The 22,365-nt window shown below is 63.5% G+C and carries 16 protein-coding genes, 3 tRNA genes and 3 rRNA genes; 14 read left to right on the top strand and 8 right to left on the bottom strand.

From position 1 onward, the window contains the following. The first annotated feature begins 23 nt into the window (after positions 1 to 23). Positions 24 to 350, top strand: coding sequence for a DUF3775 domain-containing protein (locus KM176_RS22630; protein WP_160897042.1), 327 nt, complete (start codon positions 24 to 26; stop codon positions 348 to 350). 78 nt (positions 351 to 428) lie between these two features. Beyond that, positions 429 to 1,355 (top strand): HNH endonuclease, encoded by a 927-nt coding sequence (locus KM176_RS22625; RefSeq protein ID WP_160897043.1) that lies wholly within the window; start codon positions 429 to 431, stop codon positions 1,353 to 1,355. Here the strand turns inward: KM176_RS22625 and KM176_RS22620 are convergent. Next, positions 1,352 to 2,056, bottom strand: a complete 705-nt coding sequence (locus tag KM176_RS22620; protein WP_160897044.1) for a response regulator transcription factor — start codon at positions 2,054 to 2,056, stop codon at positions 1,352 to 1,354. The two genes, KM176_RS22625 and KM176_RS22620, sit on opposite strands and share 4 nt — an antisense overlap. Next, positions 2,053 to 3,966: a PAS-domain containing protein gene (locus KM176_RS22615; protein ID WP_160897045.1), complete on the bottom strand. Its 1,914-nt coding sequence runs from the start codon at positions 3,964 to 3,966 to the stop codon at positions 2,053 to 2,055. Before KM176_RS22615 ends, KM176_RS22620 begins: the two co-directional genes overlap by 4 nt. A 650-nt stretch (positions 3,967 to 4,616) precedes the next feature. Here KM176_RS22615 and KM176_RS22610 point away from each other — a divergent pair. Further along, the gene (locus KM176_RS22610) at positions 4,617 to 4,832 is read left to right on the top strand and encodes a hypothetical protein (RefSeq protein ID WP_160897046.1); all 216 of its coding nucleotides are present in this window, start codon (positions 4,617 to 4,619) and stop codon (positions 4,830 to 4,832) included. Positions 4,833 to 4,989: 157 nt separating this feature from the next. On the opposite strand, the gene ykgO is transcribed toward KM176_RS22610, so the two are convergent. Continuing rightward, positions 4,990 to 5,115 (bottom strand): type B 50S ribosomal protein L36, encoded by a 126-nt coding sequence (ykgO, locus tag KM176_RS22605; protein ID WP_010141322.1) that lies wholly within the window; start codon positions 5,113 to 5,115, stop codon positions 4,990 to 4,992. Between the two features lie 82 nt (positions 5,116 to 5,197). After that, positions 5,198 to 5,272 (bottom strand) — tRNA-Val (locus tag KM176_RS22600). A 149-nt stretch (positions 5,273 to 5,421) separates the two neighbouring features. On the opposite strand from KM176_RS22600, the gene KM176_RS22595 reads away from it, so the two are divergent. After that, the gene (locus tag KM176_RS22595) at positions 5,422 to 6,282 is read left to right on the top strand and encodes an N-formylglutamate amidohydrolase (RefSeq protein WP_160897047.1); all 861 of its coding nucleotides are present in this window, start codon (positions 5,422 to 5,424) and stop codon (positions 6,280 to 6,282) included. On the opposite strand, the gene KM176_RS22590 is transcribed toward KM176_RS22595, so the two are convergent. Further along, positions 6,283 to 7,554 carry a DNA polymerase IV gene (locus tag KM176_RS22590; RefSeq protein WP_160897048.1) on the bottom strand — a complete coding sequence of 424 codons (1,272 nt, stop codon included), beginning with the start codon at positions 7,552 to 7,554 and terminating at the stop codon, positions 6,283 to 6,285. Between the two features lie 49 nt (positions 7,555 to 7,603). On the opposite strand from KM176_RS22590, the gene KM176_RS22585 reads away from it, so the two are divergent. Continuing rightward, positions 7,604 to 8,053 carry an NUDIX domain-containing protein gene (locus tag KM176_RS22585; protein WP_160897049.1) on the top strand — a complete coding sequence of 150 codons (450 nt, stop codon included), beginning with the start codon at positions 7,604 to 7,606 and terminating at the stop codon, positions 8,051 to 8,053. Positions 8,054 to 8,059: 6 nt separating this feature from the next. Here KM176_RS22585 and pyrF read toward each other — a convergent pair whose 3' ends face one another. After that, positions 8,060 to 8,776 carry an orotidine-5'-phosphate decarboxylase gene (gene pyrF, locus KM176_RS22580; RefSeq protein ID WP_160897050.1) on the bottom strand — a complete coding sequence of 239 codons (717 nt, stop codon included), beginning with the start codon at positions 8,774 to 8,776 and terminating at the stop codon, positions 8,060 to 8,062. A 61-nt stretch (positions 8,777 to 8,837) separates the two neighbouring features. Then, positions 8,838 to 9,149 (bottom strand): hypothetical protein, encoded by a 312-nt coding sequence (locus KM176_RS22575; RefSeq protein ID WP_160897051.1) that lies wholly within the window; start codon positions 9,147 to 9,149, stop codon positions 8,838 to 8,840. A gap of 209 nt (positions 9,150 to 9,358) precedes the next feature. Here KM176_RS22575 and clpB point away from each other — a divergent pair, with 209 nt between their 5' ends. Next, on the top strand, positions 9,359 to 11,977 hold the full coding sequence (gene clpB / locus KM176_RS22570; protein WP_160897052.1) for an ATP-dependent chaperone ClpB: 2,619 nt from the start codon (positions 9,359 to 9,361) through the stop codon (positions 11,975 to 11,977). 355 nt (positions 11,978 to 12,332) lie between these two features. On the opposite strand, the gene KM176_RS22565 is transcribed toward clpB, so the two are convergent. Next, positions 12,333 to 13,088 carry a helix-turn-helix transcriptional regulator gene (locus KM176_RS22565; protein WP_160897053.1) on the bottom strand — a complete coding sequence of 252 codons (756 nt, stop codon included), beginning with the start codon at positions 13,086 to 13,088 and terminating at the stop codon, positions 12,333 to 12,335. A 195-nt stretch (positions 13,089 to 13,283) separates the two neighbouring features. Between KM176_RS22565 and KM176_RS22560 the strand changes: the two genes are divergently transcribed. The 8 genes from KM176_RS22560 to rrf all read left to right on the top strand — a co-directional run bounded on the left by KM176_RS22560 (position 13,284) and on the right by rrf (position 22,266). Continuing rightward, positions 13,284 to 14,822 (top strand): FMN-binding glutamate synthase family protein, encoded by a 1,539-nt coding sequence (locus tag KM176_RS22560; RefSeq protein WP_160897054.1) that lies wholly within the window; start codon positions 13,284 to 13,286, stop codon positions 14,820 to 14,822. 110 nt (positions 14,823 to 14,932) lie between these two features. Next, positions 14,933 to 15,838: a protein-methionine-sulfoxide reductase catalytic subunit MsrP gene (gene msrP, locus KM176_RS22555; RefSeq protein WP_160897055.1), complete on the top strand. Its 906-nt coding sequence runs from the start codon at positions 14,933 to 14,935 to the stop codon at positions 15,836 to 15,838. 22 nt (positions 15,839 to 15,860) lie between these two features. Next, positions 15,861 to 16,478 (top strand): protein-methionine-sulfoxide reductase heme-binding subunit MsrQ, encoded by a 618-nt coding sequence (gene msrQ, locus KM176_RS22550; protein WP_236045433.1) that lies wholly within the window; start codon positions 15,861 to 15,863, stop codon positions 16,476 to 16,478. A 567-nt stretch (positions 16,479 to 17,045) separates the two neighbouring features. Beyond that, a 16S ribosomal RNA gene (locus tag KM176_RS22545) occupies positions 17,046 to 18,509 on the top strand. 171 nt (positions 18,510 to 18,680) lie between these two features. Further along, positions 18,681 to 18,757, top strand: a tRNA-Ile gene (locus KM176_RS22540). A 5-nt stretch (positions 18,758 to 18,762) separates the two neighbouring features. Then, positions 18,763 to 18,838 (top strand) — tRNA-Ala (locus tag KM176_RS22535). 405 nt (positions 18,839 to 19,243) lie between these two features. Continuing rightward, positions 19,244 to 22,070, top strand: a 23S ribosomal RNA gene (locus KM176_RS22530). Between the two features lie 81 nt (positions 22,071 to 22,151). Continuing rightward, positions 22,152 to 22,266 (top strand): 5S ribosomal RNA (gene rrf / locus KM176_RS22525). The 16S, 23S and 5S rRNA genes sit together here with 2 tRNA genes alongside, the layout of an rRNA operon. Positions 22,267 to 22,365 lie beyond the last annotated feature (99 nt).

Here is a 22,365-nt window from a genome sequence, read left to right as displayed (position 1 = left end):
CCTTCACGAAAGGAGGATCCGCGATGTTGGAAATCACCGTACACAAGATCGCCCAGGTGATCCTGATGGCCCGGGAACTGGACCGGGCCGAGGGCGAGCTGCGGGCATTCCTGGACGCGCTGAACGAGGATGAGCTGGCCTCGCTCGTGGCGCTGATGTGGATCGGGCGCGGCGCGTTCGAGCCCGACGACCTGGTCGAGGCGCTGGAGACGGCGCGCAACGAGGCCTCGACGCCGACGCCCGACTACCTGCTGGGCACGCCGCACCTGTCGGACCACCTGGAGGCCGCGCTGGAACTGCTGGACCTCTCGGCGCAGGCGGACGAGGACGAGCTGATCCGGGGCGGTTGAGCCGCCCGCTCCGGCATTTCGATCCGCAAGGGGGCGAAATCTCTTGCGTCCGAAGGGATCGGGCGCAACCTGGGCCGCATGGCCCATGCTGTCTTCATTCAGAACCCGACGTCGATCTACGATGACCAGCCCGGCCTGTCGTACCATTTTCCGCGCCGCTACCTCGGGATGGTGCAGGAAACCGTGGGCGACTGGGTGATCTTCTACGAAGGGCGCAAGGGCGCGCTTGGCTATGTCTCGGTGCAGAAGGTGCTGGCGGTGGAGCCTGATCCGGTACGGGCCGGTCACTATTACGCCCGCCTTGCCCCGGCGACCCTGCTGGATTTCCCTGAACCCGTGGGGCGCGCCGATGCCAGTGGACGCGCCTGGGAGCGCAGCCTGCGCGGCCCCGAAGGGCGTCCGATGTCCGGGGGTGCCAGCGTCAGCGCGGTGCGACGCTTGTCCCGGCAGGAATTCGCGGCCATCGTCGGGGCCGGGCTGCGCGACAGCGACGATGCCTATGCCCTGCCGCGCTATGCCTCTGAAACGCCAGAGATGTTTCCCGGGGTCATGGCCGAGGAACAGCGGGGTTTCGGCCATGCCCATCTGGCCGGCGACCGCGACCTGATCCTGAGCGAGCGCAAGTACCGCGATCCGGCCTTTCAGAAGATGGTCAAGCGTGCCTATGGGGGGCGCTGCGCGATCTCGGGCCTGTCGCTGCGCAATGGCGGCGGCCGCCCCGAGGTGCAGGCGGCGCATATCCGTCCGGTCTCGGCTGATGGTCCAGATACGGTGCGCAACGGCATCGCGCTTTCAGGCACGCTGCACTGGATGTTCGACCGTGGGCTGATTTCAGTCGCGGAGGACCTGAGCATCCTGATCTCGCATAACAAGGTCCCGCCCGAGACGGTGCGGCGGCTGATCGATCCGGGACAGAAGCTGATCCTGCCGAAGGAGCCGCGCCACCATCCCCATCCCGACTACCTGCGCTATCACCGGGAGGAAATCTTTGGCCGCAGAGCCTAGCGCCAGCTCACGTCGCCCAGAAAGATGTAGCCCGCGCCGTAGATCGTCTTGATCAGCCGGGGGTTCTTCGGGTCCTCGCGCAGCTTGGTGCGCAGCCGGGAAATCCGCACGTCCATTGCCCGGTCGAAGCTCTCGCCGGCAGCGCCCCCCAGCACCTCCTGCATCAGCGCGCGCGAGACGAGGCGGTTCGGGCGCTCCAGGAACAGGCGCAGCACCTCGCCCTCGGCATGGGAAAAGGCGGTCTCTCGGCCCTCGCTGTCCTCCAGCGTGAAGCGGTCGAAATGCGCGGTCCAGCCGTTGAAACTGGCGGTCTGGGCGGCCTCGTGGGCGGGGCGGTCGCGGCGCAGGCGGGCGCGGACGCGGGCCACGACCTCGGTCGGGTCGAAGGGCTTGATGATGTAGTCGTCGGCGCCCAGTTCCAGTCCGGTCACGCGGTCCTGCACCTGTGCACGCCCCGAGATGATGATGACGGTCGCGCCCTTCTCAAGCGCCAGGCGGTGCACGAGCGAGAGCCCGTCGCGATCAGGCAGCGACAGGTCCACCAAGCAGATGTCGGGCGACATGGTCTGAAGCGCGGCCTCGAATTCGGTCGCGCGACCGAAGCCGCGGGTGCGGAACCCGGCCTCTTCCAGCGCGGCGGACAGCATGGCGCGCACGGCGGGTTCATCGTCAAGGATCGTCACGAGAGGGCGGGTCGTCATGCGGCAGAGGGTCCCCGGGATAGGAAGGCGGCGAGGGCGGCCGCGTCGAATGGTTTCTTCAGCACCGGCCCGCGGGTCCGGGCAGCGCGGTGCAGCGGATGGTCGGGCCGGAGCGAGGTCATCATCACGCAGGGCGGCGCGCCCTCGGGCAGGCGGTCGAACAGGTCGATGCCGGTGTCGCCGCCCTCCAGCGTCAGGTCCGACAGGATCAGCGACAGGTCCGGAACGGCGGCGGCGATCTCAAGCGCCTCGGCGGCGGAGGCGGCCTCGATCACCGGGTGACCGGTCTCGACCAGCATGTCGCGGATCGAGGACCGCAGGTCCGGGCTGTCCTCGACCAGAAGCACCACGCCCGGGGTGGCGGGCTGCGGCGCCTCGCGCCAGGGCAGCAGCAGGGTGACGCGGGCGCCGTTGTCATTGGCCAGGCTCATCTGCCCGCCCGAGCGCTGCGTCATGTCATGCACCATCGACAGCCCCAGGCCTGAGCCCTCGCCGCCCTTGGTGGTGAAGAACGGATCGAGCGCATGGGCCAGCGCGCTGTCGGAAAAGCCCGGCCCTGTGTCCGAGACCTCGATCCGCAGCCAGGTGCCCTGTTCGCAGCAGGCGCAGATGCGGATCTCTCCGGGCACGGGGCCGATGGAATCGCGGGCGTTCAGCACCAGGTTCAGCAGCGAATCCTGCAACATCCCGGCATCCAGCCAGAGCCGCGTGTCGCCGACCTGGTCCTCGATCCTCAGGATCACCTCCTCGGGCAGGGCCGAACCCGCAAGGGTGGCGAAATCCTTGAGGAAATCACCCCAGCAGGTGGCCGAGGGGCTGTGTTCGCGCCCGCCGGTCATGTCGGCCAGCCGGTTCAGCAGCCGGCCGCCGCGCTTGGCCGCCGCCAGCGTCGCGCCGACCATGGTGCGGGCCTTGTCGGGCAGTGCCTCCATCTTCTCCAGCCGCGACTGCAGCCCGAGGATGATGGTCAGCAGGTTCGAGAAATCATGTGCCATCCCCGAGGTCACCTGGGCCGCCAGTTCGCGCTGGCGGTTCTGCAGCAGCGCCTCGCGGGTCTGGCTTTCCTCGGTGATGTCCATCGACATGGCATAGGCGCCGCCGGCGCCGTCCGGGGTCAGCGCGGTGCGGATCCGCCGGGCCGAACGTTCGTCGGTGAATTCGAAGGTGCTGGGGCGGGCATCGCGCAGGGCCGCCTCCAGGTAGGGGCGCACGGCATCATAGGCCTGCACGCCCAGCACGGCGGCCACCGGCTGGCCCAGGATGTCGTCCGGGCGGCCGGGCATGATCCGGTTCATCTGCTTGTTCGAATAGGTGTAACGCCCCGCCGGAGAGATATGCGAGATATGCGCCGGCATCGTCTCGGTCGTCAGGCGGGAGCGCGCTTCCATCAGCGTCAGCTCGCGCTTGGCCTCCTCCAGGGCGGTGTTCATCGCGGTCAGGTTGCGATTCGCCGCCGCCAGGTCCTCGGCCCGGGCCAGGAGCTGCTCCGAGAGTTCCTCGGAGCGGGCGCGCAGCAGGGTTTCCTGGCGCTTGGTCTCGGTGATGTCGGTGTAGACGGTGACCCAGCCGCCTTCGGGCAGGGGGGCCCCCTCGACGCCGACGACCCGCCCGTTCGAGCGCGTGCGCTCCAGGTAATAGGGTTGCAGCCGCCGGGCCCGGGCCAGCCGGGCCTGCACGGCGCGGTCGATATCGGGCACGGGCCCGTATTCTCCGGCCTCGTAAAGATGCCGGGTGACGCTGGCAAAGGGGGTGCCGGGCTGGCTGAGCACCTCCGGAAGGTCGAACATCCGACGGAAGCCGTGGTTGCAGAACACCAGGCGCAGGTCGCGGTCATAGATCGACAGGGCCTGCTGGATCAGATTCAGCCCGGCCATCGTCATCAGCTCGCGTTGAGAGGTCGCAGCGCTCATGTTCTTTCCTCCGGCCCCATGGCTAGCGTGGAAGATCGCGTGACGAAAGGGAAACTGCTGCAACCGCAGCGCGATTATGCAGGCGCGGCACCCGTAACATTTCGTTAGGTTTCGGAAATGATCCGGCAAAACTTGAGCGCAATTGTCACTGGTGTCAGGCGGTTGGATGCGAGTTCGCTTCCTGACCCACCTTGAGGAGGGTGGCCGATTTTCCGGTTTGGGAGGGCTGGAAAATCAAAGGGAGGAGACGTCGCAGGAGGGAGCCTGCGCGCCGCGGGCGGGTCGGACCAGGGTCCGGGCCCGCCCAGCAGGGCCCGGCGGTGGGACACCAGGGATCATCGCCGGACGTCGCCCCGACGACGTCACCGCAGATCCGGATGCATTTCAGCAAGACACCTTCCGCCGCCGGGCCCCGGGTCGGCGGTTTTCGTTCATCTGGGCTTAGAATCTTTGCTGCACCCTGCGCGGACGCGGTGATTTTCAGTGCTTTGGTCCGAGTTCCGCGTCAGGGACCCGGCCTTGCGCGGTTGCGTCGGGCCGGGCAGGGCCGGCCCGGACATCCTGATCGGGTCGGTCCGCCGGTCACTGGACGAGACCATGAACGGGTCGGAACTGTGAACGTTACGGGCGGGATCCCGGGGGAGGATAGCATGAGGAAACTGACAGCGCTGGTCGCGGTGCTGGCCTGGGGCGCCTTCTGGATTTTCGGCAGCCTTGCCGTGCTGTCCCCGGAGCTGAGCGAGACACTGCGATTCGCCGCCGTGCTGCTGGCCGGTGCCGGGTTCCTGCTGGGCATGGCCTGCTTCCTGCGGCTGCGTCCCGGCTTCGGGGGGCGGGATCGGGCGAATCGCACGGGGCCGGCCTAGACCCGAATCGGATCGGTCCGGTCCGGGAAGGACAAAGGCGCGCCCCGAGGGGGACGCGCCTTTTGCCTTCGGGCCGCCCGGAAGGTACCCAAAACGAAAAAGAGCCGCCGATGGCGACTCTCTTCCGGTAAGTCTCTGCGGGCCTGGAGGCCTGGCTTCAGCCCTGACGGGCTTTGAAGCGACGCTGAGTCTTGTTGATCACGTACACGCGGCCTTTACGGCGCACGACGCGGCAATCGCGATGGCGCTGCTTCAGCGAGCGGAGCGAGTTACGAACTTTCATGTCCTTGTCCTCATGTCGCGGCGCGGCTAGCGCCATTGAAGGTCAGAAGCCGGGACTTGCGTCCCGGCTCCGGTGAAGAGAGTGGTGGGCGATACAAGGATCGAACTTGTGACCCCTTCGATGTCAACGAAGTGCTCTACCGCTGAGCTAATCGCCCACTCTGGCTCAGTTTTCTGACCTCATCGTCTCCGTTGAGGCGTCGATCACTGCGCCGGTAGAGGGGCGTATAAGGGGAGTCGGAGGGGGGATCAAGGGGCTTTTGACATCTCTTTTTTGGGTTACACTCAAAAGGCATCCGGAGTTGCCATGACGAGTCCCTCTTACGACCTGTTCCGCCCCGCGCGGCAGACCACGAGCACGATCTTTGCCTCTCCCCATTCCGGCCGGGATTACCCGGCCGACATGATGGACAGAACCAGCCTGGACAGGCTGCAGGTGCGATCTTCGGAGGATGCCTTCGTCGATCAACTCTTTGCCTGCGCTCCGGAATTCGGTGCCCCCCTGCTGTGTTCGCGCGCGCCGCGCGCCTATGTCGACCTGAACCGGGGGGCCGAGGAACTTGACCCCGCCGTGGTCGACGGGGTGCGCCGCCGGGGCCACAATCCCCGGGTTGCCTCGGGGCTGGGGGTGATTCCCCGGGTCGTGGCGGGGGGACGGCCGCTTTACCAGGGCAAGCTCTCCCTGGCGGAGGCCGAATCCCGTCTGGCGCGCTGCTGGCACCCCTATCACGACACGTTGCAGACGCTGCTGAACGAATCCCTGGGGCTGTTCGGAGAGGCGATTCTGATCGATTGCCACTCCATGCCCCACGAAGCGCTGGACGGCGTGGCGCGCAATGCCGGGCGCCGCCCCGAGGTGGTGATCGGGGATCGGTTCGGCGCCTCCATCGATTCCTTCCTGGTGGAGCGGATCGAGGCGGCGTTTTCCGCAGCCGGCCTGGTGGTGGTGCGCAATGCGCCCTTTGCCGGGGCCTATGTGACCCAGCATTACGGGCGGCCCTCGCGCCGCCAGCACGCCGTGCAGATCGAAATCGACCGTTCCATCTACATGGACGAGGCGCGAATCGAACCGCGCGCCGATTTCGAGGATTTCGCCGCCGTGATCCGCGCGGTCGTGGCCGAGATCACCCAGCTGGGCCGCAGTGACGTGCCGCTGGCCGCCGAGTGATCAGCGCAGCGCCCGGCCCTTGAGGATCGCCTCGGGGCCGAACCGGGCGCGAATCGCGTCCGTGGCGCGTTCCGCCTTGCTGCGCCGCGCCGCTTCCGGATCCAGCAGGTCGCCGGAACGGTCGGCCATGGCGCCGCCCGTCAGCTCGGTGATACCAACCCCGATCAGCCGGAACGGCCCCTTGTCGGCGCAGGTGTCGAACAGGGTGCGGGCCTCGCGGTAGATCCGGTCGGCCAGCTGGGTGGGATCGCGCAGGGCGTGGCGACGGGTTAGCAGGGCGAAATCGGCCTGCTTCAGCTTCAGCACCACGACACGCCCCGCCAGGTCCTTGGCCTTGGCCCGGTCGGCCACCTTTTCCGACAGCCGCCACAGGTGCCCGTCCAGCAGGTCGCGATCGGCAGTATCCTCGGAAAACGTCGTCTCGTTCGAGATCGACTTCATCGGCGCATGGGGCGTGACCCGGCGATTGTCCTCTCCGCGCGCCAGGTGCCAGAGCCGCTGACCCATGGAGCCGAAGCGCTTCATCAGGTCGCGCTCCTCCCAGCGGCGCAGATCGGAGAAGGTATAGATCCCGGCACGCTCAAGCGATTGTGCCCCGGCGGCGCCGACCCCCCAGATCATGCGGACGGGCTTCTCTGCCAGGAAGTCCATCGTCTCGGCCTTGCCGATCACCGAAAAGCCGTGCGGCTTGTCCAGATCCGAGGCGATCTTGGCCAGGAACTTGTTGTGCGACAGCCCGATGGAGCCGGTCAGACCCAGTTCGTCGCGCATCCGGCGCACCAGACGGGCCAGCTGGAAGGCGGGCACCTTGCCATGCAGCCGCGCGGTGCCGGTCAGGTCCAGGAAGGCCTCGTCCAGCGACAGGGGTTCGATGGCGGGCGTCATCTCCTCCATCATGGCGCGAATCGCGCGGGAGGCTTCGACATAGGCGGCCATTCGGGGCCGGATTACCACCGCGTTCGGGCAAAGCTTCAGCGCCTGGAACATGGGCATGGCCGAACGCACGCCGCGAATGCGCGCCACGTAGCAGGCGGTGGAGACCACGCCGCGCTTGCCGCCGCCGATGATCACCGGTTTCGCGGCCAGCTCCGGATTGTCGCGCTTCTCGACCGAGGCATAGAAGGCGTCGCAGTCCATATGCGCGATAGAGAGCGTGCGCAGTTCCTTGTGGGCGATGGTGCGGGGGCTGGCGCAGGCCGGGCAGCGCAACAGGCCACGCGCCGGGTCGGGCGCGGTGAATTCGGTCAGGCAGTCTCGGCAAAGTGCGTCCATGCGGGCCTGTCTCTGGCATCGGGCCGGGGCCTCAGGATAGACCTGTGCCATGAGCTGCGAAACACCCATTCCGCCCGAGGCGCTGGATCCCGCGCGCAAGGTGCACGGCGCCAAGGCCGTGGTCTTCCTGCCCGAGGGGCTGCCGGTGATGCTGCGCGACGACTTCGCCCACATCCCTTTCCCGGATTGCTGGGATTTTCCCGGCGGCGGGCGTGATCCCGGCGAAAGCGCGGTCGATTGCGTGATCCGCGAGGCCCGGGAAGAGCTGAACCTGCGGCTGCGCCCCGAAGATTTCTACTATGCGCGCCGTTACGAGAATCCGGGCGAGGGGGAGGTCTGGTTCTTCGCCGTCCGTCCCCAGATCGCCCAGGCGGAACCGCTGGAACTGGGCGATGAGGGGCAGTGCTGGCGCTTCATGAGTGAAGAGGAATTCCTGAAGCACGACAAGGCGATCCCCCGCCTGCAGGCGCGGCTGGCGGCCTACCTGGCGGGGGTCTGAGGGTCTTCAGGCGTTGCGCATTTCCGCGACGATGGCGCGGGCGGCGGCGGCCGGATCCTCGGCGCGCCAGATCGGACGGCCGACGACGATATGATCGACACCGTCGCGGATCGCTGCGGCGGGGGTGGCAATGCGCTTCTGGTCATCAAGGGTGGCGCTGGCGGGGCGCACGCCCGGCGTCACGATCAGGCGGCCAGCGGATTCGGGCAGGGCGCGGATCGCGGCGGCTTCCTGGGGCGAGGCGATGACACCATGGGCGCCGGCCTCGAAGGCGCGGGCGGCGCGGTCCTCGACCAGCTTGCCGATCTCGCCCTCGCGGATCAGGCTGGCGTCCAGGTCGGCCCGGTCGAGCGAGGTCAGGATGGTCACGGCGAGGATCTTCAGATCGGTGCCGGCGGCGCCCTGAACGGCGGCGCGCACCACATGGGGGTCGCCGTGCACGGTCAGGAAATCGAGGTCATATTGCGCGATGCCGCGCACCGCGGCTTCGACCGTGGCGCCGATGTCGAACAGCTTCATGTCCAGGAAGATGCGCTTGCCGTGTTCCTGCTTCAGCTCGTTCGCCAGTGCCAGCCCGCCCCCGGTCAGCATCCCGAGGCCGATCTTGTAGAAGGAAACGCTGTCGCCCAGCTTCTGTGCCAGTTCGAGGCCGGCGAGGGCATTGGGGACGTCCATGGCGACGATCAGGCGGTCATCGGCGGGGGAAAGGGCTTTGTCGGTCATCTGGCGCTCCGTTTTCGCCAGATGCGCCGGGAGGGGGCGGGGCGTCAAGGCCCGAGGGCCCTCAGGCGACGCGTCGGCGCAGCCTGTCCCACAGGCTGATCGAGGTCTGCTGCACGATGGCGGGAAGGTCCTCGAAGGTGCGCAGCTCTTCCCGTGGCCTGCGACTGCGCAGGCGGGTCAGGCCGCGTTCGTGGTGACGCCCCGCAAGTTCCGAGAGATGCACTTCGGCTTCCTCGTAGGGCATGTCCAGCGACGCGCGCAGCGCCACCGGGTAGGTATAGACGCGGCCTGCGTCGTAGAGCGTCACCGAGGCCTCGTAAGCGCTTTCGGTGGGATTGTATCGGATGGCGGCGATCCGGGTTCTGAACGTCATGTCCTGCCCCTCCTTGCCGGGCAATTGCTTGCAGTGGTCGGCCTGTGGATATCTTAACGAATTCCCCCGCGCATTGTTCCGATTTTCTGTCGCACCGGCTTGAACCCGCCTTTTCGCCACCCCATTTCGTTCTCGTGAGGTTCCGGTGCCGGGCACGCCTGATACAGGGTGACGGTCAGGGAACGCTTCAGGAAAAGGAGAACAGACCCATGGACTTGAGCAAGTTCACGGAGCGGTCGCGCGGCTTCATCCAGGCAGCGCAGACCATCGCCATTCGGGAGAACCACCAGAGGCTTCTCCCCGACCATATCCTCAAGGCGGTCATGGATGATGAACAGGGGATGGCCAGCAACCTGATCCGCAAGGCCGGCGGGGATCCCGCCGCCGTGGTGCAGGCCCTCGACATCGCCCTGAAGAAAATTCCGACGGTCACCGGCGACGGCAGCCAGATCTACATGGACAACCAGACGGTCAAGGTGATTGCCGAGGCCGAGAAGGTCGCCAAGCAGGCCAAGGACAGCTTCGTTCCGGTGGAACGGCTGCTGACCGCGCTTGCGCTGGTGAAATCCGGCGCGAAAGAGGCGCTGGAGGCCGGGGGCGTCAGCGCGCAGAAGCTGAACGCCGCGATCAACGAGATCCGCAAGGGTCGCACCGCCGACACCGAAAGCGCCGAAGACACCTTCGAAGCGCTGGAGAAATACGCGCTGGATCTGACCAAGCGCGCCGAAGAGGGCAAGATCGATCCGATCATCGGCCGCGACGACGAGATCCGCCGCGCCATGCAGGTGCTGAGCCGCCGCACCAAGAACAACCCCGTGCTGATCGGGGAGCCGGGCGTCGGTAAAACGGCGATCGCCGAGGGCCTTGCCCTGCGCATCGTCAATGGTGACGTGCCCGAATCCCTGCGCGACAAGCGCCTGCTGGCGCTCGACATGGGCGCTTTGATCGCCGGGGCCAAGTACCGGGGCGAGTTCGAGGAACGCCTGAAAGCCATCCTGAAGGAGGTCGAATCCGCCGCCGGCGAGGTGATCCTCTTCATCGACGAGATGCACACGCTTGTCGGCGCCGGGAAAACCGATGGCGCGATGGATGCAGCGAACCTGATCAAGCCGGCGTTGGCGCGCGGTGAGCTGCACTGCATCGGGGCGACGACCCTTGATGAATACCGCAAGTATGTCGAGAAGGACGCGGCCCTGGCCCGGCGGTTCCAGCCGGTGCAGGTGGATGAACCCACCGTCGAGGACACGATTTCCATCCTGCGCGGTATCAAAGAGAAGTACGAACTGCACCACGGCGTGCGGATCAGCGACTCGGCCCTGGTGGCGGCGGCGACGCTCTCGCATCGCTACATCACCGACCGCTTCCTGCCCGACAAGGCGATCGACCTCGTGGACGAGGCCGCCAGCCGGTTGCGCATGGAGGTCGACAGCAAGCCCGAGGAACTGGACGCGCTGGATCGCCAGATCCTGCAGATGCAGATCGAGGCCGAGGCCCTGAAGAAGGAAGACGACGCCGCCTCTGCCGACCGGCTTGAAAAGCTGGAGCGCGAACTGGCCGAGCTTCAGGAACGTGCCGACGAGATGACGGCGAAATGGCAGGCGGAACGCGACAAGCTGGCCGGTGCCCGCGATCTGAAAGAGCAGCTTGACCGGGCGCGTGCCGATCTGGACATCGCCAAGCGCAACGGTGATCTGGCCAAGGCCGGGGAGCTGGCCTACGGCATCATTCCCCAGCTCGAAAAGCAGGTGGGCGAGGCCGAAAGCCACGAGGCCGAGGGTGTCATGGTCGAAGAGGCCGTCCGCCCCGAGCAGATCGCCCAGGTCGTGGAACGCTGGACCGGGATCCCGACCGCACGGATGCTGGAGGGCGAGCGCGAGAAGCTGCTGCGCATGGAAGAGGGCCTGCACAAGCGGGTCATCGGCCAGAACGCCGCCGTGCGCGCCGTCGCCAATGCCGTGCGCCGCGCCCGGGCCGGGCTGAACGACGAGGGGCGCCCGCTGGGCAGCTTCCTGTTCCTGGGTCCGACCGGCGTCGGCAAGACCGAGCTGACCAAGGCGGTGGCCGAGTTCCTCTTTGACGACGACAGCGCGATGGTGCGCATCGACATGTCCGAGTTCATGGAGAAACACTCGGTCGCGCGGCTGATCGGGGCCCCTCCGGGCTATGTGGGCTATGACGAAGGCGGTGTCCTGACCGAGGCCGTTCGGCGCAAGCCCTACCAGGTCGTGCTGTTCGACGAGGTGGAAAAGGCCCACCCGGACGTGTTCAACGTCCTGCTGCAGGTCCTTGATGACGGCGTGCTGACCGATGGTCAGGGCCGCACCGTGGACTTCAAGCAGACGCTGATCATCCTGACGTCGAACCTTGGTGCCCAGGCGCTGAGCCGTCTGCCCGACGGGGCCGATGCCGGCGAGGCTCGCCGCGAGGTGATGGAAGCGGTGCGGGCGCATTTCCGCCCCGAGTTCCTGAACCGTCTGGACGAGATCACCGTGTTCGACCGGCTGGGCCGCAAGGACATGGACGGGATCGTCGACATCCAGATGGCGCGTCTGGTCAAGCGTCTGGCGGCCCGCAAGATCCGGCTGGAGCTTTCGGAAGACGCCCGCACCTGGCTGGCCGACAAGGGCTATGACCCGGTCTATGGCGCCCGGCCGCTGAAGCGGGTGATCCAGAAGGCCCTGCAGGACCCGCTGGCCGAGGCCCTGCTGGCCGGAGAGGTTCGGGACGGCGATGTCGTTCCGGTGACCACCGGCCCCGAGGGGTTGCTGATCGGCAACCGGGTCGGCGCGTCCGACCAGCAGACGCCGGACGAGGCCACGGTCCACTGAGGTCCCGCGGCAGGAAAGAGAGGCGGTCCCCCCGGGGCCGCCTTTTTGCATCTGGCCGCGCCGATCGCCCGGCCCTGTCCGCGCGTTGAAATTTCTGACCAAAGGGTCAATTGCATATATGTGCAATGGCCGGGTCCGGGGCGTCAGTCTATGATCTGCGCACTGGGTGGCTCCCCCCTCGATCCCCACCCAGTCCGTCGCGGTTCATTGGAGTGAGTGAGCCGTATCCGGTCCTTCCGGCAGTCGCGCGCTGGCATTGGCGTCAGGTACTGCCTGTTTCTTGACGGGGTAGTGTCAACCGCGCCCATTTGGCGCTGGAAGGGTCCGTGGGGCTGGTCTGGGCCTGGCCGGGCCTTCAGATCAGCCCCGCCCGCAGGGCAATGGCAATGGCATGGGACGTCGTGCGCGCGAACAGTTTCTGACGCGCCTGCCCCAGGTGATGCGCGACCGTGCGGTCCGCAATGCCGAGGTTGTCGGCAATCTGCTGCACCTGCATCCCGTCGGCGGTCAACCCCAGCACGTCGCGTTCCCTGAGGCTCAGGTCGTAGTAATCGCGGGCCACGTCGCTGGGATCCAGGCTGTTTCGGAAATGATCGAGCATCGTCAGTAGTCTCGGCTGGAAGCGCAGGAACTGCGCATCATGTCCCTTTGGCGCCACGCCCGGCCCCTGCATCAGGCTGACCCCGGTGACCAGCTTGCCCCGGCCCATGGGGCGTTCCTCGAGGCGGAAGGTGACGCCGGCGCGCAGCCCGTAGCCGTCGGCCACCTCGGAGAAGCGCCGGTAGGGGCGGGGCATCGCCTTCAGCGCGGCCGGGTCGAAGATCTCGGACCAGAATTTCGGGCGGGTGTCGCCGGCGGCATGGTCGATCAGGGGATCGGCCTCGAAGATGCGTTCGCGGGCATAGGTCGCGCGCATCTCGGGATCGGTGGTGGAACGGTTGGCATAGCCGGAACGCTGCCCGCTCTCGCTGATGTACATCTGGGCGTAGATGTACTTGCCGTATCCCACCTGATCGAGCTCCTGCTCGAGGGTCGCAAAAATCTGGTCCGGGGTGCGGGCCGCCGAGAAACGCTCGGCCAGGTCGAAGTGGGATACAGACGTCGCAGTCATAAGCCGTATCGTTCGGATAAGGGGGGCGCCTGCAAGCGGTTCTGCCCGCTTGGTGGGATACTTGCATAGAAATCATGCAGACGGCCCAAGCGGAAGGGCTGTCCGGTGGGCAACGTGTGAAAAACTGCCGGTTGTGCCTCTCGATAGGCTGCGTAATGGTGCCCGGACCCAACAACGCTGAAGGCAGGTGCAGCGATGGATTTCGTCTCTCCGATTCTCGAATGGCTCGTGATTCTCTTTGTGCTGGCGATGGGGGGCGGAACACTTGCGGTCGTGGCGATGTTCCTGCTCGACGTCTCGCAGCGCGAGGATGCGATCCGGCGGAACTATCCGCTGATCGGCCGCTTCCGGGGGCTGTTCACCAAGCTCGGGGAGTTCTTCCGCCAGTACTTCTTTGCCATGGACCGCGAGGAGATGCCCTTCAACCGCGCGCAGCGCGACTGGGTGTACCATTCGACCACCGGCGCGGATAACACCATCGCCTTCGGCTCGACCCGGAACCTGTCGATCCCCGGCACGCCGATCTTCGTGAACGCGGTCTTCCCGCCGCTCGACGATCAGTTCTCGACGACGCAGCCGATGATCATCGGGCCCCATGCCCGTCATCCCTACAACGCGCCCTCGATCTTCAACATCTCGGGCATGTCCTATGGCGCGCTGTCGGGCCCGGCGGTCGAGGCGCTGAGCATGGGCGCCGCCAAGGCCGGCATCTGGCTGAACACCGGCGAGGGGGGGCTTTCGCCGCACCACCTGAAGGCCGAGGCCGACCTGGTCTACCAGATCGGCACCGCGAAATTCGGCGTGCGCGACCATGACGGCAACCTCAGCGACGAGAAGCTGCGCGCCATGGCCGCCAAGCCGCAGATCAAGATGTTCGAGCTGAAGCTGGCGCAGGGGGCCAAGCCCGGCAAGGGCGGCATCCTTCCGGCGGCCAAGATCGACAGGGAGGTCTCTGAGATCCGCGGCGTGCCGATGGGCAAGGATGCGGTCAGCCCGAACCGCCACAAGGAGATCGACGATTTCGGCGATCTTCTGGACATGATCGGCCATATCCGCGAGGTGACCGGCAAGCCGGTGGGCTTCAAGACCGTGATCGGCTCTTCCGACGCCTACGAGGAACTGTTCCGCCTGATCCTGGCGCGCGGGCCCGAAGCTGCCCCCGACTTCATCACCATCGACGGTGGCGAGGGCGGCACCGGCGCCGCGCCGATGCCGCTGATGGACCTGGTGGGGATGCCCCTGCGCGAGGCGCTGGTGCGCATGGTCGACCTGCGCGACCGTCACGGTCTGAAGGAACGCATCCGCATCATCGCCTCGGGCAAGCTGGTGAACCCCGCCGACGTGGCCTTCGCGATCTGCGCGGGCGCCGATTTCGTCGTCTCGGCGCGCGGCTTCATGTTCTCGCTCGGCTGCATCCAGGCGCTGAAGTGCAACAAGAACACCTGCCCGACCGGCATCACCACCCATGATCCGCATCTTCAGCGCGGCCTGGTGGTGGAGAAGAAATACGTCAAGGTCGCCAACTACGCCAAGGCGGTGATCAAGGAGGTCGAGACCATCGCCCATTCCGTCGGCGTGCGCGAACCGCGCGAGATGCGCCGCCGCCACGTGCGTCTGGTGCAGGCGGATGGCAACTCGGTGCAGCTGCGCCGGCTCTGGCCGTCCTTCGAAGAAGTCGCCGATCCGCGCAAGCTGCCCAATGCCGCGCCGGTGGAGGCGCCGGATCGTCTCTAGGTGGTTTCGCTGCCGGCAGGTTCCACGCAAACGTTATCACGTCTTGTTTTGTTGAAACCATGGGGCACCCTACTTCGTATCCTAAGGGAGACGCGCAACAGGAGGGCCCCATGGCACGGAACTGGAACGGCAACCTGACCGAGAACGACGTGACGCCAGAGCATCTGTGGCTGAACCGCCGGCAGATCATGGCGGGGATGGCCGGGCTTGGTCTCGGCTCCATCGGGGGGACGGCGATGGCGGCCCCTTCGGACCTGACGCCGAACGATTACGAGGCGATCACCCACTACAACAACTTCTACGAATTCGGTGTCGGCAAGGAGGATCCCGCGGATTACTCCGGCAAGTTCGTCACCTCTCCCTGGTCGATCGAGGTCGCGGGCCTGGTCGACAAGCCCGGCACCTATGCCCTGGAGGACATCCTCAAGGGCAAGCAGATCGAGGAACGGATCTACCGGCTACGCTGCGTCGAGGCCTGGTCCATGGTGATCCCCTGGAACGGCTTCCCCCTCTCGGCGCTGCTGAACCAGGTGGGCGTGCAGTCCGGCGCCAAATACGTGGCCTTCGAAACCGCGCTGAAACCGGACGAGATGCCGGGCGTGTCGCGCCGGGTCCTCGACTGGCCCTACCGCGAGGGGCTGCGGCTGGACGAGGCGATGCATCCGCTGACGCTGATGGCGACGGGGATCTACGGCAAGGACCTGCTGAACCAGAACGGCGCGCCGATCCGCGTCGTGGTGCCGTGGAAATATGGCTTCAAATCCGCCAAGTCGATTGTCCGGATCACGCTTCAGGAAGATCAGCCCTTCACCTCGTGGAAGGATGCCAACTACCGGGAGTACGGCTTCTATTCCAACGTGAACCCTCAGGTCAGCCACCCGCGCTGGTCCCAGGCGACGGAACGGGTGATCGGCTCGGGGCTGATCCCGAAGCGCCGCGAGACCGAGATGTTCAATGGCTACGGGGACGAGGTGGCCAGCCTCTACACCGGCATGGACCTGAAGAAGAACTATTGAGTCCCGGGAGGGAGCTGACGACATGCCTATGATGCCTGCCAGCCTGTCCGGCCCGGTGAACCGCGTGCTGCGCCCGGTGCCGGCCTGGCCGCTCTACATCCTTGCGGTGCTGCCGCCGGCCTGGCTGGTCTGGGGCCTGTTCCAGGGCCGGCTGGGGGTCGACCCGGTGAAGACGATGGAGCACCAGATGGGCCTCTGGGCGCTCTGGCTGATCATCGCCGGGCTGGCGGTGACTCCGATCCGCCGGATCCTGGGGGTGTCCTTCCTGAAGTACCGCCGGGCCATCGGCCTGGTGGCCTTTTTCTACATCCTGCTTCACCTGCTGATCTGGCTGGTGCTCGACGTGCAGATCCCGGCGCAGATCCTCGCCGACCTGACCAAGCGGCCCTACATCATCCTCGGCATGGCGGCCTTCGTGCTGCTGATCCCGCTGGCGGTGACCTCGAATGCGGTCTCGATCCGGCGGCTGGGGCGAAACTGGCGGCGGCTGCACCTGCTGGTCTACCCGGCGGCGGTGCTGGGCGGGCTGCATTACGTGATCCTGGTGAAGGGGATCCAGATGACCCCGATCCTCTACCTGCTGGCGATTCTGGGTCTTCTGGCGTTCCGACTGCCCTGGACGGGCCGCAGACCTCGCTGATCCTGGGTGAAATCCGGGCGAATCCTACCCGATTCCGACTCGAAGTCGCGAAATTTCTCCGAAATCCCGGTGGAGGAGGGGGCAAGGGGGCCAGAAAACCTGTCGGACGTCGAAAAAGGTGAACCCGTAAGGCGCTGTAATAGCTTTGAAATATCGGACTATGCCGGAAATATGACGTTTTTTCGTCGAATCCCCTTGCGGGTGTCATCCCCAGGTCGTAGAACCCCCTTCACCGGCGGCGCTGAGGCGTTCGGCGGTTGAAATTCAGAGACATTGGTTGGGCGGGCGCGCCGTTGAGTAAAGGGCGCACTGGTCTGGTTTTGTGTCTCACGCTCTTTGACATCGCGAGTATCTGAAGAGATATGCGGGCGGTTTGGATCTATCGATGACCGACGTCTGTATATCGCGCCACTAGGCTTTTGCCGATGATGTGGTGTCAGCTTCACTGTTTGGACGGCTTTCGGTTTCTTAGGAGACTGAAGCACAACAAACAGAGACGACCGGGATTAGCCTCCCGGTCAAAGATGTGCAGAGGTTCGGACGTCAAGGATACGCGGTAACGCGTTTCAACTTGAGAGTTTGATCCTGGCTCAGAACGAACGCTGGCGGCAGGCCTAACACATGCAAGTCGAGCGCTCTCTTCGGAGGGAGCGGCGGACGGGTGAGTAACACGTGGGAACGTACCCTTCTCTGCGGAATAGCCTCGGGAAACTGAGAGTAATACCGCATACGCCCTTCGGGGGAAAGATTTATCGGAGAAGGATCGGCCCGCGTCTGATTAGATAGTTGGTGGGGTAACGGCCTACCAAGTCGACGATCAGTAGCTGGTTTTAGAGGATGATCAGCCACACTGGGACTGAGACACGGCCCAGACTCCTACGGGAGGCAGCAGTGGGGAATCTTAGACAATGGGCGCAAGCCTGATCTAGCCATGCCGCGTGAGTGATGAAGGCCTTAGGGTCGTAAAGCTCTTTCGCCAGGGATGATAATGACAGTACCTGGTAAAGAAACCCCGGCTAACTCCGTGCCAGCAGCCGCGGTAATACGGAGGGGGTTAGCGTTGTTCGGAATTACTGGGCGTAAAGCGCGCGTAGGCGGACTATTAAGTCGGGGGTGAAATCCCGGGGCTCAACCCCGGAACGGCCCTCGATACTGGTAGTCTTGAGTTCGAGAGAGGTGAGTGGAATTCCGAGTGTAGAGGTGAAATTCGTAGATATTCGGAGGAACACCAGTGGCGAAGGCGGCTCACTGGCTCGATACTGACGCTGAGGTGCGAAAGTGTGGGGAGCAAACAGGATTAGATACCCTGGTAGTCCACACCGTAAACGATGAATGCCAGTCGTCGGGTAGCATGCTGCTCGGTGACACACCTAACGGATTAAGCATTCCGCCTGGGGAGTACGGTCGCAAGATTAAAACTCAAAGGAATTGACGGGGGCCCGCACAAGCGGTGGAGCATGTGGTTTAATTCGAAGCAACGCGCAGAACCTTACCAACCCTTGACATCCTCGGACCGTTCCAGAGATGGTTCTTTCCCTTCGGGGACCGAGTGACAGGTGCTGCATGGCTGTCGTCAGCTCGTGTCGTGAGATGTTCGGTTAAGTCCGGCAACGAGCGCAACCCACACCCTTAGTTGCCAGCAGTTCGGCTGGGCACTCTAGGGGAACTGCCCGTGATAAGCGGGAGGAAGGTGTGGATGACGTCAAGTCCTCATGGCCCTTACGGGTTGGGCTACACACGTGCTACAATGGCAGTGACAATGGGTTAATCCCAAAAAACTGTCTCAGTTCGGATTGGGGTCTGCAACTCGACCCCATGAAGTCGGAATCGCTAGTAATCGCGTAACAGCATGACGCGGTGAATACGTTCCCGGGCCTTGTACACACCGCCCGTCACATCATGGGAGTTGGGTTTACCCGAAGGCGGTGCGCCAACCAGCAATGGGGGCAGCCGACCACGGTAGGCTCAGCGACTGGGATGAAGTCGTAACAAGGTAGCCGTAGGGGAACCTGCGGCTGGATCACCTCCTTTCTAAGGATGATCCTGGAAGACAGGCTTGCCTGTCTCGTGGATCACTTAGCAGAAGACCTCTACCTTTGGAGGTCGCACAAACTCGGTCCAGGCCGTCCCCATATCTCTTCAGACAAAGTGGTTCAGGTCATCGACCTGTGCTGGTTCCAAAAGATCGGGACCAACCAACGTGGGTCGGTAGCTCAGGTGGTTAGAGCGCACGCCTGATAAGCGTGAGGTCGGAGGTTCAAGTCCTCCTCGACCCACCATTCGTGGGGCCTTAGCTCAGCTGGGAGAGCGCCTGATTTGCATTCAGGAGGTCAGGAGTTCGATCCTCCTAGGCTCCACCACTTCAACCACACTCGGACATAGAGAGCGGCCATCAGATCGCCAAGCAGCAGACCTGCTGTTTGGCCGTCCGATGGACGAACCTTTGACATCGTATAGAGAGATACAATCAACCTTACTTCCCCCCTCGCGTGAGAGGATCGGGACGTTGGAGTGGCCCCGGCGAGATCCGGAACCGGCCAAGCGCTGCCTGGGATGCCAAGTCCCTTGCACCGTATGCTCCCTCGAAAAGAAGTAAGCGTTGTCCAAGTCAAGTACACTAACCGAAGCAGCCTAGCTGCTTCATTGTCAGGACGTCAGTCCTGGCGGGAAAAATGTACGACTTCTGATCAGAACAGAGATGCAGCGGACGAACCAGCCCGCAAACGCATCGCGGCAGACTGCATGGTCTGTCTTCTTCTGGATCAGATCAAGCGCGAGAAGGGCGTTTGGTGGATGCCTTGGCAGCAAGAGGCGATGAAGGACGTGATACTCTGCGATAAGTCATGGGGAGCTGAGAATAAGCTTTGATCCATGAATCTCCGAATGGGGCAACCCACCTGACAGTTCGATATAATTGCTTCGGCAATTTATATCTGGCTGAACCAGGTACTTCTTACCTGAACACATAGGGTTTGAAGAGCAAACCCGGGGAACTGAAACATCTAAGTACCCGGAGGAAAGGAAATCAATTGATACTCCCCTAGTAGTGGCGAGCGAACGGGGATCAGCCGAGCCGAAAGAGTGACCAGAACCATCTGGAAAGTTGGGCCATAGCGGGTGACAGCCCCGTATGGGAAGCTCAATCGGACGTATTAAGTAGGGCGGGACACGTGAAATCCTGTCTGAAGATCGGAGGACCACCTTCGAAGGCTAAGTACTCCTTGCTGACCGATAGCGAACCAGTACCGTGAGGGAAAGGTGAAAAGCACCCCGACGAGGGGAGTGAAACAGTACCTGAAACCGGACGCCTACAATCAGTCGGAGGCTCCTCGAGAGCTGACGGCGTACCTTTTGTATAATGGGTCATCGACTTGGTCTCACGAGCAAGCTTAAGCCGTTAGGTGTAGGCGTAGCGAAAGCGAGTCTTAATAGGGCGTCGAGTTCGTGGGATCAGACCCGAAACCGAGTGATCTAGGCATGACCAGGATGAAGGTTAGGTAACACTAACTGGAGGTCCGAACCCACACCTGTTGAAAAAGGTCGGGATGAGTTGTGCCTAGGGGTGAAAGGCCAATCAAACTCGGAGATAGCTGGTTCTCCGCGAAATCTATTTAGGTAGAGCGTCATCCGAATACCCCGGGGGGTAGAGCACTGGATGGGTAATGGGGTCCCACAGACTTACTGATCCTAACCAAACTCCGAATACCCGGGAGTACTAGATGGCAGACACACTGCGGGTGCTAACGCCCGTAGTGGAGAGGGAAACAACCCTGACCTCCAGCTAAGGCCCCCAATTCATGGCTAAGTGGGAAAGCAGGTGGGACGACCAAAACAACCAGGAGGTTGGCTTAGAAGCAGCCATCCTTTAAAGATAGCGTAACAGCTCACTGGTCTAATTAAGTTGTCCTGCGGCGAAGATGTAACGGGGCTCAAGCCATGAGCCGAAGCTGAGGATGCCGTAAGGCATGGTAGCGGAGCGTAGTGTGACATAGTTCCATGCGTCCTTATCGGTCTCCGGACCGTATTGGACGCAAGGAGCTTTCTGTGAAGCCGGCCTGTGAGGGATCCGGTGGAGAGATCACTAGCGAGAATGATGACATGAGTAGCGACAAAGAGTGTGAGAGACACTCTCGCCGAAAGTCCAAGGGTTCCTGCTTAAAGCTAATCTGAGCAGGGTAAGCCGGCCCCTAAGGCGAGGCCGAAAGGCGTAGTCGATGGGAACCAGGTTAATATTCCTGGGCCAGTGGGATGTGACGGATCACGACTGTTGTTCGACCTTATCGGATTGGTCGGGCCGCTGAGTGGTTCCTGGAAATAGCCCCACATGAGACCGTACCCTAAACCGACACAGGTGGACTGGTAGAGAATACCAAGGCGCTTGAGAGAACGATGTTGAAGGAACTCGGCAAAATACCTCCGTAAGTTCGCGAGAAGGAGGCCCGGTTCTAAGGCAACTTGGAGCCGGGGGCACAAACCAGGGGGTGGCGACTGTTTACTAAAAACACAGGGCTCTGCGAAGTCGCAAGACGACGTATAGGGTCTGACGCCTGCCCGGTGCCTGAAGGTTAAAAGGAGGGGTGCAAGCTCCGAATTGAAGCCCAGGTAAACGGCGGCCGTAACTATAACGGTCCTAAGGTAGCGAAATTCCTTGTCGGGTAAGTTCCGACCTGCACGAATGGCGTAACGACTTCCCCGCTGTCTCCAACATCGACTCAGCGAAATTGAATTGCCTGTCAAGATGCAGGCTTCCCGCGGTTAGACGGAAAGACCCCATGCACCTTTACTACAGCTTCACACTGGCATCAGGCCAAGCATGTGCAGGATAGGTGGTAGGCTTTGAAGCAGGGACGCCAGTCTCTGTGGAGCCTCCCTTGAGATACCACCCTTGCTTTGCTTGATGTCTAACCGCGCACCGTCATCCGGTGCCGGGACCCTGTGTGGCGGGTAGTTTGACTGGGGCGGTCGCCTCCTAAAGCGTAACGGAGGCGCGCGAAGGTTGGCTCAGAGCGGTCGGAAATCGCTCGTTGAGTGCAATGGCATAAGCCAGCCTGACTGCAAGACTGACAAGTCGAGCAGAGACGAAAGTCGGCCATAGTGATCCGGTGGTCCCAAGTGGGAGGGCCATCGCTCAACGGATAAAAGGTACGCTGGGGATAACAGGCTGATACTGCCCAAGAGTCCATATCGACGGCAGTGTTTGGCACCTCGATGTCGGCTCATCTCATCCTGGGGCTGGAGCAGGTCCCAAGGGTACGGCTGTTCGCCGTTTAAAGAGGTACGTGAGCTGGGTTTAGAACGTCGTGAGACAGTTCGGTCCCTATCTGCCGTGGGTGTAGGATACTTGAGAGGAGTTGCCCCTAGTACGAGAGGACCGGGGTGAACGAACCACTGGTGGACCAGTTGTCGTGCCAACGGCAGTGCTGGGTAGCTATGTTCGGAAAGGATAACCGCTGAAGGCATCTAAGCGGGAAGCCCCCCTCAAAACAAGGTATCCCTGAGGGCCGTGGTAGACCACCACGTCGATAGGCCGGAGATGTAAGTGCAGCAATGCATTCAGTTGACCGGTACTAATGGCCCGATTGGCTTGATCTGAACCAGTAGAAAACAGACCAAGATCAGAAGCACACACTCGGACAACTCAGTTGATTGTATCCCTCAGAGGTTTTTCCTTGGTCTGGTGGTCATAGCACGAGCAATACACCCGGTCCCATCCCGAACCCGGAAGTTAAGTGCCGTCGCGCTGATGGTACTGCGCCTCAAGGCGTGGGAGAGTAAGTCACCGCCAGACCTAGAAAAAACCTCATATACGATGACATAATCAAAACGGCCCCGAGCTTACAGCTCGGGGCCGTTGGCGTTTGTAATCCCCTTCAGATCAAATAACGCC

Origin of the sequence: Pseudooceanicola endophyticus, assembly GCF_018760365.1 — a bacterium.
Classification (GTDB): Bacteria; Pseudomonadota; Alphaproteobacteria; order Rhodobacterales; family Rhodobacteraceae; genus Pseudooceanicola; species Pseudooceanicola endophyticus.
The sequence above is the reverse complement of the archived record's forward strand: the minus strand, read 5'-3'. Positions and strand labels throughout refer to the sequence as shown.

Coding starts and splice junctions, on each gene's coding strand:
- msrP (WP_160897055.1), top strand. CDS start 14,933: ATGGCACGGAACTGGAACGGCAACCTGACCGAGAACGACGTGACGCCA.
- KM176_RS22620 (WP_160897044.1), bottom strand. CDS start 2,056: ATGACGACCCGCCCTCTCGTGACGATCCTTGACGATGAACCCGCCGTG.
- msrQ (WP_236045433.1), top strand. CDS start 15,861: ATGCCTATGATGCCTGCCAGCCTGTCCGGCCCGGTGAACCGCGTGCTG.
- KM176_RS22585 (WP_160897049.1), top strand. CDS start 7,604: ATGAGCTGCGAAACACCCATTCCGCCCGAGGCGCTGGATCCCGCGCGC.
- KM176_RS22565 (WP_160897053.1), bottom strand. CDS start 13,088: ATGACTGCGACGTCTGTATCCCACTTCGACCTGGCCGAGCGTTTCTCG.
- KM176_RS22575 (WP_160897051.1), bottom strand. CDS start 9,149: ATGACGTTCAGAACCCGGATCGCCGCCATCCGATACAATCCCACCGAA.
- clpB (WP_160897052.1), top strand. CDS start 9,359: ATGGACTTGAGCAAGTTCACGGAGCGGTCGCGCGGCTTCATCCAGGCA.
- ykgO (WP_010141322.1), bottom strand. CDS start 5,115: ATGAAAGTTCGTAACTCGCTCCGCTCGCTGAAGCAGCGCCATCGCGAT.
- KM176_RS22610 (WP_160897046.1), top strand. CDS start 4,617: ATGAGGAAACTGACAGCGCTGGTCGCGGTGCTGGCCTGGGGCGCCTTC.
- KM176_RS22615 (WP_160897045.1), bottom strand. CDS start 3,966: ATGAGCGCTGCGACCTCTCAACGCGAGCTGATGACGATGGCCGGGCTG.
- pyrF (WP_160897050.1), bottom strand. CDS start 8,776: ATGACCGACAAAGCCCTTTCCCCCGCCGATGACCGCCTGATCGTCGCC.
- KM176_RS22560 (WP_160897054.1), top strand. CDS start 13,284: ATGGATTTCGTCTCTCCGATTCTCGAATGGCTCGTGATTCTCTTTGTG.
- KM176_RS22625 (WP_160897043.1), top strand. CDS start 429: ATGGCCCATGCTGTCTTCATTCAGAACCCGACGTCGATCTACGATGAC.
- KM176_RS22595 (WP_160897047.1), top strand. CDS start 5,422: ATGACGAGTCCCTCTTACGACCTGTTCCGCCCCGCGCGGCAGACCACG.
- KM176_RS22630 (WP_160897042.1), top strand. CDS start 24: ATGTTGGAAATCACCGTACACAAGATCGCCCAGGTGATCCTGATGGCC.
- KM176_RS22590 (WP_160897048.1), bottom strand. CDS start 7,554: ATGGACGCACTTTGCCGAGACTGCCTGACCGAATTCACCGCGCCCGAC.